This is a genomic window from Ciceribacter sp. RN22 (genome assembly GCF_024054295.1).
GTDB lineage: Bacteria > Pseudomonadota > Alphaproteobacteria > Rhizobiales > Rhizobiaceae > Allorhizobium > Allorhizobium lividum.
This window is the reverse complement of the sequence record NZ_JAMXLD010000001.1, coordinates 1,047,790-1,062,956: the sequence shown is the minus strand read 5'-3', so window position 1 is coordinate 1,062,956 and position 15,167 is coordinate 1,047,790. Positions and strand designations below refer to the sequence as shown.

Genomic DNA, 15,167 nt, shown 5'->3' with positions numbered 1-15,167 from the left:
CAATCAGAGACGGGGAGTGTGACATTCCAACTTTGCAGAAACAGGACACTTCAACTTTGCGGCCACATTCATAAATTGCATAATCAGCATTATGGAACACGGCGGTCATTTCGATCGTGTCTGTAGAGCGGCAATCTGGATGAGATTCTGGCGTTGCGGTCGCCGGTGACGGTATCATCGTGATTGTCGCTGGCAAGGGCTTCGTTGGTCTCCGATTGTCGCGCTGCACGTGTCGCTCTTCTTGCATCGAATGGCCTTTTTGCGCACTCGTCCAAGAATCCTCGTGGACATTCCCCCGCCGTTGCGATCTTGCTCCTTGAGCGGAACCGAACGACGAAAGCCGCCTTCGGACTCCCTTCGATCTATAGACACGAGATTCCTAAACCGGGAATATCCGTGAAGCAGTGACCATGTTCCTACCTTTCAGAAACAAGACCCGCCCTAAAGCAGTCTCAAGGCGGGAAAGATGATCTGACTCCCAATACTCCAAGAGATCCTATTGGACGATAAGTTCGGAAAGCCGCCGATATGCGGCGGAAAAGCCGCTGAGCGTAATGTCGGTCCGGACAGGTTGGCCTGTATTTGCAGTGGTCATGACACTCGCCTTTGCGCCGACCGAGAGTTGCTTGATAGCGTCCTGACTGAGGTCGACCTCCGAGATGCATCCGAGGGGCAGACAGGTTCTAAAGGCGCCACGGGCGACTTCCTTACCATCCATCTCGACACGCAGCCCCTCGGAAAGTAGTAGACCAAACGGAGCGATGACGGTGCCTTTGATCGTCCCTTCCTTCGAGAAGGACAGCACGAAGGTTAGGACGCGTTGCCTCGTTTGGTTCTGAACGAGTTCCTGCGACATCTGACACAGGCGCTGACGTTGTTCGCCGGCTCCGACCTGCTGACACTGAACCGACCAGCTTTCGTACGACTCCGAAAGATTGGTGGGATCTTCGGCAAGAGACATTGTCGGCATCATGCTGCCTGCAATTATGACGCCGGATATGGCGCGTGCGATGATTTTCATAAGTGCCGTCATGGTCTTTTCGTTTTTCTGCTGATGGGACTCGAACGGCAGGCCTCATAGCCCCCTGAAAAGGACTGCAAGCGCAAGTAGGCCATATCCTGCCGCGAGGCTCCAGAAGCCGTAGGCTGTGATTACGGCCGGCAGCATGCCGAACGGCGAGAGAACGCCGACCGCTGCAAGCACCAGCGAGACGAGGAAGGCGAGAACGGTGGGGGCGCTTAGTTTCAAGATGATATCTCCGTTAGGTTGGGTCCAACCGGTCGCCCCAACTCGTGTTGCTGGATGCGACAGTCGCGGCTTCGATCAGGATTACGTCTCCCCTGACGGATGTTGCGCCGTCAGGGGAGACGAGAGACACGGCCGGTGTGGGCGGCAGGCCGTGCCTGTTCGTTGTTGGTCAGGCGGCTGTTGCCGGCCGCCCGGGATTGGCGGGGCCAGCGGTTCGAAGGCCGGCCTGCCGTCTTCGGCCTACCACTTGACGCGGAGACCGACGGAACCGCCGAGACGATAGCTGTCGGCGAAGTTCTCGAAGCCGGTTGAGGCGTTGAGCTCGCCGTAGACGGCGTACTTGTCGTCGGCCCAGTTGTAGGAGCCGCCGATGCCGATCTCGCCCGTCCACCGCTCCGCCTGGCTGACCAGCGACGTGCCGGACACCATCACTTTCGTGCCGCCACCGAACTCGCGGTAGACATTGGCGATCCCGTAGAGGTGCATACGGCGCAGGTCGCCCTCCTCACCCTTCCAGACATGATCCCGCTCCACCGAGAGCCCGAGACGCCCGCGCAGGCTGTCGCCGTCCTCGAGCGACACCAGCTCCCCGTTCGGCCCGGTGAAGCTGTCGAAGTCCACCGACGAGTAGACCAGCTGCGCCTGCGGCGTCACCGTCCAGTCACCCGAGAGACCGATCCGCTTGCCAGCCTCGATGCTCAGCGCATAGCCCGTCGCATCATTGCCCTTCACCAGCCGGCCCAGGCTGTCGGAGTTCAGGTTGCTGTCATACCAGCTGAACTGGCCCTGACCGTCCACATAGAAGCCGTTCTCGCCGTACCAGGTCAGGTTCGCCCCGAGGCCGTAGCCTTCCGTCGACAGACTGCCGTCGCCATAGACCGACGATACATCCGTGAACACCCGGCCGTAATGCGCAGTCACGCCGCCGACCAGCTTGCCGCTCTCCGTCTCGGAAAGAACGCCGTCCAGCCCCGCCTGCAGCTTCCAGACATCCGTGTCGTATTGCGCATCCGTCGTCGACCGGTAAGGCTCGACATGGCTGTGCGCCGCCTCGATCCGGCCCCAGATCGCCTGGCCCTCGACCGTCGCGGGACCACGACCGCCCTTCTCCGCGTAGTAGTCCGCCTTCTCGCCGTCGACCGCGCAACGGAAGTTCTGCGACGCATCCTTGCAGAACACCGTCTCCGCCGGCCCGGGAAGGTCCTCGCCGCGCCAGTAACGGTTCCCCACACGCTGCTGCAGCGTCGGCAATCCGTTCAGCGCAAGCAGCGCCTGCGGGTAGGCCTCGTAGATCGGCGCCGCAGGCGAGAAATCGGTGGTGAGATACCAGCCGCCGTCGATCAGATCGAGATTGTACAGGAATGCTCCGCTGGTGATCGGGCCGCCGGCAAGCGCGAAGTCGCCCGCCTTCGTCGTGCCCGTCACGTCGACCACCAGCACATCCTCGCCGTTCGCCGTACCGGACGTCACATCCCGCACCGACACCGCCGTCGGGCTGCCCACAACGTCCCCTTCGATCACCAGGAGATCGCTCGAAGCCGTCCCGAAATCCACATCCACCAGCAGCTGGCCGTTCGCGCCCGCATAGTTGCCGCCGACCGTGAACGTGTCTCCGACGACACCGTCCTGCGTCGTGATGATGCCGGCGTTCGTCACGTTGCCCGTCACGCTGTAGATGCCGGCGCCTCCGCCCGTGCCGATGAAGGTCGAACCGGACGCGATCGACAGGTTGCCGTCCAGCGCCAGCGCATCCAGCGCCTCGAGGTCGCCGCCGTCCGTCAGGAAGACACCCGTGCCAGCCTCGCCCGCCGTCCCGACCGACCAGGCGCCGTCGGCGATCGTCAGCTCGCCGCCCGAGACCGTCGCCACTTCCCAGTTGATGATGTCGGACCCGTTCGCCGTCACCGTCAATCCCGAAAGCGTCAGTTCGTCGACGAACCCGTCCGTGCGAGACGTGTCGTCCCCCCCGTCCAGGACCTGACTGCCGTCGTATTCGCTCGCGCTGATCTCAACAGCGTCCGAACCATTGCCGAGATTGACACCACCGGCGAGTGTACCCGCGGACCAGTTGAACGTGTCATTACCATCATCGGCGCTGTTGAGCGACGGATAGTCACCGAAGATTGTGCCGGTATAACTGCCTCCAGTCAGATTGAAGGTGTCGTCGGCGAAGCCGAGCCAAGCATCACCGATCACGGTACCTGCCGACGTTACTACTGTCTCTGCAGCCGCACTGCCATTGCCCTCCCAAATCGCGAGGCCGGATGCACTCCCATCAACGATCGCGGCTGCGCCGATGTCTATCGTCCCCCCCGGCAACGAGGATACGTAGATCGCCGCCGCGCCATAGCTGTCAACGATACCGCCCTTTACAGTGCCACCCGAGACATCTACGTAATATGACCCGCCGAGCTCGGCCAAGGCCGCAATCCCGACTGCATTACCCTGGGCTTCGACGTTTCCGCCGGTCATAACGACCACCGCATCGCCGGAACCTGCCACAACGGCAGCCAATCCGGCCGCCCCGACGCCAGTCGTCGTGATATTCCCGCCGTTCATGATCGTCGTAGCGTCAGCACCCGAACTAGCATTCGTGATAACGGACACGACACCCTGCGCGAAATCCCCTGCCGTTGAAATGTCTCCCGCGGCTATCGTGGCGGCCGCAGCGCCTAGACCGTCATTTTGAGCGGCCAAACCTCTGGCGTCTGCACCTGCCGTAACAATCGTCCCTTCATCCATTGTCGCCGTTGCGGTCGCCGTGGACGTTGGATTAACAACCCATGCGAGGGCCCCATAAGCGAGATCCCCGACCGTCGAGACACCTCCGCCGGCAACGTCGACGACTGCATCTCCGAGGCCGCCGTTTTCCGCCCGAAGGCCATCGGCGCCGGCACCCGTAGTCGTAACCGAGCCGCCCATAATGGTTGCGGTGGCGGCTGCCATCGATGCGGTATTATCGACGACCGACAGGACGCCAAGCGCGTTATCCCCGGCCGTGGAGACGTCTCCGGCAGCGAGGGTGGCGGTCGCAGCGCCAAGACCTGCATTCTTGGCTCGCAGACCGTCGGCCTGCATACCCGCAGTGGAGATCGTTCCGCCGGTGATGGCCGCGGTCGCGCTCGCCATTGAAACCGCGTTGTCAACAAGAGACAACACGCCGTACCCGTTGTCGCCCGCTGTCGAAATATCGCCTGCGGCTAGAGTGGCGGTCGCAATGCCAAGGCCATCGTTTCGAGCGACCAGACCTGCGGCGTCCGCACCTGCCGTTGAAACGGTCCCCTCCATCGTCGCGCTGGCGGCTGCCGTGGAATCGGCGTTCACGACCCAAGCCATAGCACCATACGCCTCTTGCCCCGCCGTAGAGATATCTCCGCCGGAAACAACGACGATTGCGTCACCAAGTCCGTCGTTCTCCGCATGCAGGCCATCGGCTACGTCACCCGTCGTGGTGACGGTTCCGCCGGTCATGTTTGCAGTAGCGACAGCCGTCGAGGCAGCATCCGCAACAACCGACACGATGCCATGCGCATCACTCCCCGCTGTTGCGACATCACCACCGCTGATCGTCGCTGTGGCGTCCGCCAAACCAAGTTGCAGCGCCAAGAGGCCGAACACATCGTCGCCAGTGGTGGCAACCGTACCGCCAGACATGTCCACAGTGGCGAGTCCCGTACCGTCTGTCAGGGCGACCAAACCCGCAGAAAGCGCTGTGCCCGCGACGGTAATGTTTCCAGCGATGAGATTAAGCGCCGCGTCGGCATTGGTGCCGATAACCTCTGCGCCGAGTGTCACCGTGCCGATCACCAACGTCGTATCGTTCAGGTTGACGACCAAACCAGTCGACGTCGAGTAGATGATGTCGTCGGCAGGACCGGTTGTGTACGTCGTCGCATCGCAAGTCACCACGCCGGCGACCGGCAACCCGCATTCATCCGCGGCCTTGACCTGGGTAGCGCCGACGAGCATCGTCGTGCTGAACACTGCTGCGGGTAGCGCGAGGAATGATACGGCCCACCCCGCCGACGGGGCGAAACTTGCCGCGTCGCCTTTCCATTTGGTCATGCGCCCACCACGCATCAGAATATATTCGCGGATCGCATTCAGCATTTGTCCCTGCATATGTCGTCTTCCTTTAGGTCATCATCTGGCGCGCACAGCACACGAGTCGACGCGCTATCCCCCGGAAGAACAGGATTTCGTCGCTTATGGGCAAAATTAGCTGAGTGACGAACGGGCAGTAGACGACCAAGGCGAATTGAATAGATCGCCGCGGCTGCAAGATGTCAGGTCTTGCAGCGATACACGTCATCCTTCGCCGCTGGATGTTTCCGGCCGAAGATCACCGCCTGACCGCCATGAGTCGGGCGCTACCCTGTCGCTCGCGAATGTGACGGGATGGTAAGGCCTAATGCTCACATCGAGCCGTACCACCATAGCCCGGCGCGTTATGTCCTCAAATGCCGTTGGTCGTCCTGAGTGCCGCATCTGTGCGCTGAGAGCGGAAGATCCATTTGTGCTGGATAGACAGGCGGACCGTCCGGCGGAGCCGGACGATCTGTGCTTGCTCGGGGCGTGTAGCAGTCAATAGTACGGCGAGACGCACCGACGGCGCCTGCCGAAGTTCGGCTGAAACGTGTTGGTACGAATGTCATAGGAACGATACCGAGCAATGCACCACTCATAGTGCCTCGGGTTGATACCGGCGGCACGCCGTGCCGGAGGCGGCAAGGTGATCGCTCCGCTGATCGCCATACCAACGCCAAAGGCGGCAAGGGGATACCACCACCCGTCGCGGTGACGACGGTAACCGGGCCGATGCTCGCGATAGCCACGATAGCCGTGATAGTAGCCACGCGGTGGCGGACGACGATAGTGATAGTCGACAGCCGTCGCGTCGGACCCCAGCCGGATTATCCCGGCCATCGGCGCGGCTTGCACCGGCACATAACTCGTCAATGCCAACACGACCGCTAACGCAAGAGCACCCCAGCGCCTCACTATCCTTATCATGTCAGTTCTCCTTCTCTCGCTGTGGGTGATGAAACATGCCAAATCTTGATATTCAGATATGAAAAGCAAAATTCACATGCTGTCCCGGAATAGTATTGGTTCAAGTCTGAACCTGCCATTAGTAGAAAAATATACGACGCCAGATCGAATAAATTTCGCAAAATTACAAAATCCTAGGATAACAATGAAATCACTAAATACTATATTCTATCATGAATAGCACTTCATCACGATTAAGCATTTCAACATTGCAATTGTTCATTTGAATCGATGACTAGCGACGATTGGTGGACGCCGCCGACCCGTCTAACTTCTTGTAGAGATCCTGCAACTGCGACTTGGGAAGGGGACACTTCTTTGTTCTGGCGATGTCCTCCAGGACCTTGTTGCGATTGCGCAGGGCATCGATTTCGACCCTTTCGGGCGACTTGGGATCCATGAAGAAGAGCGCCGGGAAGAAGATGATCGCGCCGGTGACCCCTAGGACGATGTTCTTACCCTGAGCATCTGCGCGTTCCTTCACCGTCGCCAGGATCTGCCTCTCGTTGGCGCTGTACTCACGGCTAATGCCGGCGCAATCAAACGCGCTGTCCGACGGGTTGGTCGCCGCTACAGGGTGCGCCTCCCTTCCCCCGCAGCCGGACAGGATGAGACCTGTCCCGACCAAGGTGATCAATAGAGACCCCGTCCGGTGGCCGGAGACCCGCTTCGTCGTTGCGATCATTGCCGCTGGTCCTTTCTACATTTCGATGTCGGTGACGAACCCGTCTCTTTGGTTCCCGACGGAACTGCACCCCAATGGAGATCGACACCTTTGTCGCGACGCGCCAGCGCCACGCTTTCAGACGCAACGACAGGGTTTCCACCACCTGCTCCCTTTGCATGAGCAAAAACCGTTCGGTGTTGACTTCATCGATCCAATGAGTTGGCATGCTCGCCACATGCACCTTCCTGAAGTACGATCTTATCGGCAAATAAGGATGGCGAGAGCATATAGACGGCGACCTGAACCGCTGAGGGTGAAGGGTATCTCGGTATTCAGGGTCCCGGACAACGGCGCTGTGAGAGGCTGTGGAATCAACACCGCCGGCGAGTCTTGACTGTGGGGAAGAGAGAAGACCGCGAGACTCCCGCGATAGGGAAATCGGGAACGTCTTGGCCTCCACAATGCTCGGATTCGAAGGGGTGGCCGCAAGCTGCCTTGTAGGTGATCAAGGATCGGCGACATCCGATCGCGCGGTTCGACGTCGGGCGCTACTGACCCGTTCAGGCTAAACGAAGTCATACCTTTCCCATGACGATATCATGCATGGGTGTGCCCTCTTCAAAGACAACCGGTCCCGAGAACGAATTGTTGTAGAGGTGGATGGCCTTGGTTCTGGGCGTTATGAGATCTCGGAGAGACAATCCTTTTTCAAACAGCAACGACGTCTGGGCGTAGTGCACGGGATAGAAGACGTCGATCGGCTTGGCATGCGCAGTCAGCTTATGCTTTCGGGCGAAATAGGTAATCAGATCTGGCCCATAAATGCCCCAGGGGCGGCTTGAGACGTGGCGAGGAACACGAAGAAGCTTTCGCACGTGATCTCTCGCCCGTCTTCCTTTACGTTGCCAAGGCGGGATAAAGTACGGATCCCTCGTCGCCTTCAGCAAGTCTGCGAGCATCGGACAATCGGGAGGAAGCTTCAGGATTGCCCCATTCAATCTCGATGTCTCCTCAAATCCCAAGATATACGCCTCGTCGGCAAGCGGGCTGAGGCAAAAGACATCTGTATCGACGTAAATCCCGAGCTCTTTCTGCAGAAGCCGATAGCGGTAGGTATTCGTGCCGAGAGAGGGACTGCCGGTCGTTCGGAAGCGAATCATCTCCTCCGGCCTCATGATCCGCCGCGCGTCGAATATCCCGATCGCCGCAGGAACATCGTCGGGAGGCTGATAGCAGTGAAGAAAAACCTGATGTCCGACGCGCTGGAACGACTCCAGGCACGCGGCGTGAACGGGCCCGAGGCGACGTCCGATCCAGATCGCATGTATTTGCGGCAACAACTGTGGCTCTCCCGTCGGACACGGCATTACGCGCCGTTGTCGTTCCTGGTGAGAAAGGAGTCGGCCGGGCGGGTGGAAACGACATCAAGGCGCGCCGGAGAGGTCGAGGACACTGTTGCCAGACGCTTCACGGGACGCGGCCAAGTCGTGGGCGAGAATACCGATGTCGGTCGGCACCTGGACATCCGACTCCAAAGGTCAGGATGATCGGCTGTGCCCAATGCTCGGCCGGCCCCGCCGGTCTGCACGAAGAGACGGAAAAACGACGAAGTCGTCTCCCTCGCAATACCGAACCGCGCGGGTCCGTCGCCCTCCGCTGCTTTCGCACCACATCTCATCCGGAGAATTCCTTCACTCACACATCAATCTGCCAGCGCCGCGTCGGTGTGCCGGGCGAGAAGATGGACGTCTTGTCTCTCGCGCCGCCTTCTCTTCAATCAACTCGAAGAAACGGCCGAGCGCCGTCGGATCGCAACGCCCCTTGGCAGCCAGCTCGACAGAGATGCAGTCGACCTCGCCTCCGGCCGGACGGAACCACGACAAGGAAATTAGCGCTGCTCCGTTGACCATCTTGCCCTCACCGGCAGACACCTCTTTGCCGGCACTTGAGTCGCGGACAGTGCCTCGCGCGATGTCTGATGACAGTGAAGCGAAAACTCCTGTCGCTCCGCCCTCATAATTGACAGGGCGGCCGCGACCATCCTGCACCCCTAGAGCACCGTTTGCGACGAAATGAGCCTAATCGGCAAATAAGCACCAACCTCCGCGGAAATTCCGCAAGATGAACGCCCGAACACGCGTTATTTGCGCATAAGTGCATGTTCGTGAGATTATCGTTATCAGGCAATATGACCTAACGCCGCGAGAGACCGGTTGCCGCGGACATTCCCTTGATCGATCCTCCAGCGATTAAGGGAATGTCTGCGGCGATTTCCACGGAGCAAGATGCACTCCAGTCCCAATCCGTTTCCAATCATCTGCGTCTACGTCCAGGCGAAGGCAGGCGCTTCAGCTCACGACTGTCGAGCGACGGTGCGCCTCCGTTTCAACCGTGATAGCGTTTCAGTCCCGTCGCTCTTTGAATGGCGCATGCGCCTAGCGCTCATGGAAGGCCTCCTGCCCCTTCAATATTGGCTTGAGGAGATATTCCAGGACGGTCTTCTCACCAGTCTGGATGTTGACCTCCGCCACCATGCCAGGTTTGATGGGAAGAGGTCCCTCTGGGCCTTCCAGAGCTGCGCTGTCCGTGAGTACGCGCACGCGATAATAGGGTTCGGCATCCTTTCCTTGGCGGCTCTCATCCATGATAGTGTCGGCACTGATGAAGACGAGCTTTCCTGTGAGCATGCCATAGATGGTGTAATCATAGGCCGTGATCTTCACCGTGGCCGGTTGACCCGTGTGGAGGAAAGCTACGTCCTGCGGCCTGATCTTGGCTTCGACGTAAAGCTGGTCGTCGAGCGGAACGATCTCCATGATCTTGTCGCCGGGCCCGATGACGCCTCCACGCGTCGTTACTTCGAGATTTTTGACAATGCCCCTCACCGGTGACCTCAGCACGGTCCGCGTCAGGGCGTCACGTTTTTCCTCGCTTTGCTGGGTAAGACTGGCGAGTTCCGCGCTCTTCTTGGCAATCTGGTCATTGATGTCCTGATAATAAGAGTTGCGGGTTTCGTTAAGCTCACCGTTGAGATCTGCAACGGCCCGTTCCAGCTCGATCTGCTTGACGGTAGCGACGGCGCCACGCTTGACCATGGGCTTGATCAGATCGAGTTCCTGCCGGGCAAGGCTGAGGCGCTCCTCAAACGAGGCGACTGCCTCGACAATTCTGCGTCGGCGCGCCTCGAAGTTCTCTCTCTCGGCCTGAACTACGTCTCTTTCATTCGCAACCTCGGGATCGAAGATGATTTCATCAGCCCCTTCAAGCTCGGCGCGCAGGCGGCTCAGAGAGGCTTTTAGAGCGACAGTCTGTCCGTTCAGGTCCTGGTAGGCGGCTCGAAAGCGCGTATCATCGATAACAGCGAGCATCTGGTTCGCCTCCACCTCCTCGCCCTCATGCACTGCAAGCGACTCAAGAATGCCTCCCTCCAGGCTCTGAATGATCTGTCCGCGGCTCAAGGGAACGACCTTGCCTTGCCCGCGTGTTGTCTCCTCCAGCGGCGCGTTGGCCGCCCAGATTAGAAAAGCCACGACCGTGAGTGCGGTCATCCAGAGCATCGGCCGCGCCAAGCCGCGACCTCCGAAGGTATCCACGCGCAGCAGGTTACCATTGTTCCAAGCAGGAGCGGTCATCGGTCAGCCTTCCGCGTCATGTCGAGCCGGGCGTTGTAACTGATTTGATGCAAGCGCAGCGACGACGTCCTTGACCGATCCATCCGCCAGAGGACGACCGCCATTTAGTACGAGTGCGCGCTGAGCGAGCGCCAAAACAGGCTGACGATGGGTCGCGACCACGAGCGTGCGACCGACGGACCAGCGCTTGAGGTTCTCGATAAGGCGGAGCTCAAGGGCATGGTCCATCGCCGCGGTGGGCTCGTCCAATAGAAGGACGGGCGGATCTCGAAGCCAGATACGCGCAAGCCCAATCGACTGGCGTTGGCCGCCGGAAACGCCACTCCCACCTTCGCCGATCATCCGGTCGAGTCCTAGGGCGTGTTCCTGAACCAAACTCTCGGCTCCGACGAACGACAAGGCCTCCAGTAATTCTTCATCCTCGCGCGAATCGATGCCCATTTGGAGGTTGTCGCGCAACGTTCCGTAAAACAACCGGACATCCTGAGGCAAATAGGCCACAGCATTCCGCACATCTGCCGGATCAATCTGCCTGATATCGGTCTGGTCGATCAGAAGTCGGCCCTGATTTGGCTCGTAGAGGCCGGCCAGCAATTTCAGCAAAGTCGACTTTCCCGAACCATTGTTGCCGAGCAAAGCAACAGCGGTGCCGGGCTCTATTGTCAATGAAGGAATCTGAATTGCTGCACTGTTGTGCTCATCGTAACCGAACTGAACGTTTTCCAGCTTATACGCGCCTTTCAAGCGCGGGCGGTGGACGAACTCGCGGTCGGCGGGCCTATCAACCGGCGCGTTCATTATACCTTCCAATCCCACGAGAGCCGCGCGCATCTGCTGCCAACGGGCGAAAATACCTGCGAGCTGGGTTAGCGGAGCAATTGTGCGGGAGGATAGAATGGCGCAGGCGAGCAGTGCGCCAACGGTCATATCGCCCGCGCCGACCCGGTAAACACCGACCACCATAACCATGACATAGGCGAGTTGCTGGACCGCGGTGGCCGAGAAGGTCAACATTACCGATATGGCACGCATACGTACGCCATTGCCGGCGAGCAGTGCTGAGTACTCCTCCCAAAGTCGCTGAAAGCGCCCCTCGGCCTGCGTTGCTTTGACCGTTTCGGCACCAAACATGGCTTCCATCAGCAGGCCATTGCGCACTGCGCCCTCGCGCAGGTGTTCGCGGGAGAGAGCCGACAGCGGCCATTGAGCCAAGATGCCGGGCACAACGATCAAGGGGATTGCGACGACGAGGACCAGGGCGACCGGGCCACCGATGATTGCAATGATGGTCACGAAGAAAATGACAAACGGAATATCACTGAGCGCTCCGATCGTTGTGGAGGTGAAGAACTCGCGCACAGCGTCGCCTTCGCGCACCTGGTTCACGAACGAGCCAGTCGATTTCGGCCTCGACTCAAGGCGTATGCTCAACGCTCTCTCGAACAGCCGTGAAGATATCCTGAGATCAAGCCGTCGTCCGGCGACATCCATCAAACGTGCTCTTAGAAGGCGAATGGCAGCTTCGATCACGATGGCAAGCCCTACCCCGACGGTCAGAACCCAAAGTGTCGCGTAGGCGAGATTGGGAACGACGCGATCATAGACTTGCATAGCAAACATGGACGAGCCCACCGCCAGTACATTGGCGAGTGCCGCAGCGAACGAGATCTCGAGAAAGTCCGCCCAGGAGCGGTTGACCTCACCCCAGAACCAGTGGCGCGAAGGCTCTGCCGCCAGCCCATCGGCGCGGCCGTCCTTCTGCATGAGAGGCGCGGCAAAGACAACAACGCCAGACAGGGAGGCGGCGAGAACTTCGGTCTCCACCGTCAGATGCCGTGATTCCATCTCAGGCATTGCGATCGTACACTGCTCACCGTCTACCCTGATCAGGGCGGTCACGGTTCCGTCATCGCGGATAAGCAGAACGGGCAGCAGGTCCGGTTCAATCCGTCGGATGTCGGCGTTTCCTACACGCACATCGAGATTCGCGCGAGCCGCCGCCCTGCGCAGCAATGAGGTCGTAAGATGGCCGTCCTCGAGGGGAAGCCCAGCGGTCAATTCGGCGGCCGTAGCCGGCCTGTTATAAAGACGGCAGAGTTGCAGCAAGCCCTCCAACAGGACGTCGCGCCGCTTGCTGCGCGCGGCGCCAGACGGCGGACGGCTTGGACGTCGAAGAGCTTGAACGCCATCAGTCTCAGTCATTGGTCCCTCATTTCTATCGAGACGAGGGAATACGGAACGGGACCTGACGCTATCCGGAAGCGCCCGGACCTGTGCCATGAACTGATCGCCAATTCGAAATCCTCCTATGATCGCCACCGTCCGACGATCCCGACTTACGCTTCGTTGACCGCGAGCGGGCGAGAGCGAAACACCCCGCCCGTACAAGTTCACAATCCGCCTCCTGCAAGAGTACAGTTTGCGCATTCCCGGCACACGACGATTCAAACGTGCGGGAATATGCAACTGGGCGGTCATCTACATGCAGACCCCGCATGACTGTGTCGTGCATCCGGGGCCTTATGCGATCGAAGGTCTACCTCGGCGGGAACCTTGAGATCGCGGGCAAATCGCCCCGTCCCAGCGTGGGGATCGCCGATTTGTTCTCCCTGTCGCACGGTCGTCCCCCGGACCTGATCGATGTCCTTGCTAAAACCCTGATCCATCGGGCGGAAATCTGATCTCACGTAAGAGGGCTGAGCGCGTGTCAGCTAAGTTTGCATCGAATCAATACTGGACGAATGTCCCTTGGATCGAGACTTATGCTCAACATAAGCAAGCGTGCGCGGACCGACTATTCGCAATGCATCCACCGTCGATCTGAAATGACAGCTTATGTTGTTCATTACGAATCTATTTCTGCCGAATGCGGATCAGATTCTTTGATTCGGCTTCGCTGTCCTTTCTCCACGGCCGCGCCGGAGAGGAAGGTAGGGCGTTTGTTCGATATGGATACGATAAGAGAGGTGAGTACATGCAGTCAGAGTGCGGGCAGCAATCGGGACTAGTCGCGACGGATGGTGCCGCCTTCTCGGGCTCGGACGACAGTGTCCCGAACCTGCTGCTTTCCCGGCGCCGAGTCCTGCTCGGAGCGGGTCTTCTAGCACTCGGTGGCTGCCGCTCCTCGGGGCGCGCCGCTGTTTCCGGTATCGGAGGAGAGCGTACAGTCGGCAGCGGAGATCTGATCTATTCGTCGGTTGTCGATGAAGGTCATCGGCTGCCGGCGGTTCCGTTCCGCAAGATCAAGCGTCAATTTCTCCGGAGGCGAGTCTCCGATCCAACGGGGCGCGCACCGGGCACCGTCGTCGTCGACCTGGCAAACCGTTTTCTCTACTTTGTGGAGCCGGGAGGCAAGGCCATCCGCTACGGTGTCGGTATCGGCAGAGACGGCTTTAGTTGGTCAGGCGAGGGCGAGATTAGATATGGGCGCAAATGGCCGGGATGGACACCTCCGGCCGAAATGCTCAGCCGGAAGCCGGAGCTGGCGAAATATCGCGGGGGCATGCCGGGAGGAATAGAGAACCCGCTCGGCGCGCGAGCACTCTACATTTTCCGAAATGGCGCGGATACCCTATATCGCGTACATGGATCACCCGAATGGTGGACAGTCGGAGAAGCCGCCTCCTCAGGCTGTATTCGCCTGATAAACCAGGACATCATTGATCTTTATAGTCGCGTGCGGCCGGGAGCGCGGATCGTCGTTGGCTAGACGTTCCTCCGTCTCCATGGGCGCGGAACGATACCACTTTGAAGTAAGCCGCGCCGGAGAGACTTGGAGATTAGCGCAGTATTGCCGGTCCGGCGTTGCAATCACGTCCGCATCGGAATCAGAAGCTATTTGACCGAATCCGCCGTACGTCGAGAGATCTTCGGTCCGCCGGTTGCATCGAGTTGCGCTGACGAGCAACCGGCGAAGGTCAAGCCGCACGGGTCCCCGAATTGACGGTCGGAGAGTGCCCATTGCTGCCACCCGGAGCAAAAGGTTCCGACAGTGTTTGGCACCTTGCTAGCCAAGCTATGCGAAGGTGCTATCCACGGCCAGCCTCGCGAATTGTATCCAGAGCAACACGCAAGCCCGCGCGATCCTGAATGTCAACACCATGACCTGCGAGGCCTCCGTGCAACCAGACCGTGACCACTATATACGACGCTTTCATCCCTTGATCTTCTTGCCGGCGCCATTGCTGGGAACCCCGACGCGTTCCGTGGCTCCGGCCGCAGCCGCACTGGCACCCCTTAGCGGCGATGTAACGCAACGCGTTAACAACCGCACGCTGTCCATGCGGCGCGGCATTCTCGATCCGTCTGATCGCTTGCCTTTCCACCTTCTACAACTCACCCACAAATCCAGGTGCTGCCTCACTTTTCGAATGTATCCGGCCCTTAGATCTGGCGGCTTCATGATTTCGCTCAGAACTGAGGGCTCGCGCTCGAGTGCACGGACAGGCGATCGGCACAGCTGATGGCTACATTGCCGCCACAGCGGCACCCAATGGCCCAGCGGTCGCCGGTCGCGACGGAATCCCGGTTGAGGTCGCCGGGCTGAAAGTGATTTGTCCCTAGTGCG

Annotated in this window: 9 protein-coding genes; 1 reads left to right on the top strand and 8 read right to left on the bottom strand. The window is 59.6% G+C overall.

The annotated features are described in order from the left end of the window. Positions 1–496: 496 nt before the first annotated feature. From NHF53_RS05215 to NHF53_RS05180, 8 genes are all read right to left on the bottom strand, one after another. Entirely contained in the window at positions 497–1,033 is a 537-nt protein-coding gene (locus NHF53_RS05215) for an invasion associated locus B family protein (protein WP_252833372.1), read from the bottom strand. A gap of 42 nt (positions 1,034–1,075) precedes the next feature. Next, a complete protein-coding gene (locus NHF53_RS05210; protein WP_252833371.1) occupies positions 1,076–1,249 on the bottom strand; it encodes a hypothetical protein in 174 nt (57 codons plus the stop codon). A gap of 240 nt (positions 1,250–1,489) precedes the next feature. After that, positions 1,490–5,371 (bottom strand): autotransporter outer membrane beta-barrel domain-containing protein, encoded by a 3,882-nt coding sequence (locus NHF53_RS05205; protein WP_252833370.1) that lies wholly within the window; start codon positions 5,369–5,371, stop codon positions 1,490–1,492. 462 nt (positions 5,372–5,833) lie between these two features. Beyond that, positions 5,834–6,259, bottom strand: coding sequence for a BA14K family protein (locus NHF53_RS05200; protein WP_252834918.1), 426 nt, complete (start codon positions 6,257–6,259; stop codon positions 5,834–5,836). 277 nt (positions 6,260–6,536) lie between these two features. Further along, positions 6,537–6,986 carry a hypothetical protein gene (locus NHF53_RS05195; protein WP_252833369.1) on the bottom strand — a complete coding sequence of 150 codons (450 nt, stop codon included), beginning with the start codon at positions 6,984–6,986 and terminating at the stop codon, positions 6,537–6,539. A 557-nt stretch (positions 6,987–7,543) separates the two neighbouring features. Further along, entirely contained in the window at positions 7,544–8,308 is a 765-nt protein-coding gene (locus NHF53_RS05190) for a hypothetical protein (RefSeq protein ID WP_252833368.1), read from the bottom strand. A 1,095-nt stretch (positions 8,309–9,403) separates the two neighbouring features. After that, the gene (locus NHF53_RS05185) at positions 9,404–10,600 is read right to left on the bottom strand and encodes an HlyD family type I secretion periplasmic adaptor subunit (protein ID WP_252833367.1); all 1,197 of its coding nucleotides are present in this window, start codon (positions 10,598–10,600) and stop codon (positions 9,404–9,406) included. Positions 10,601–10,603: 3 nt separating this feature from the next. Next, a complete protein-coding gene (locus NHF53_RS05180) occupies positions 10,604–12,802 on the bottom strand; it encodes a type I secretion system permease/ATPase (protein ID WP_252833366.1) in 2,199 nt (732 codons plus the stop codon). A 772-nt stretch (positions 12,803–13,574) separates the two neighbouring features. Between NHF53_RS05180 and NHF53_RS05175 the strand changes: the two genes are divergently transcribed. Beyond that, positions 13,575–14,309, top strand: coding sequence for a L,D-transpeptidase (locus NHF53_RS05175; RefSeq protein WP_252833365.1), 735 nt, complete (start codon positions 13,575–13,577; stop codon positions 14,307–14,309). The last annotated feature ends 858 nt before the right edge of the window (positions 14,310–15,167 follow it).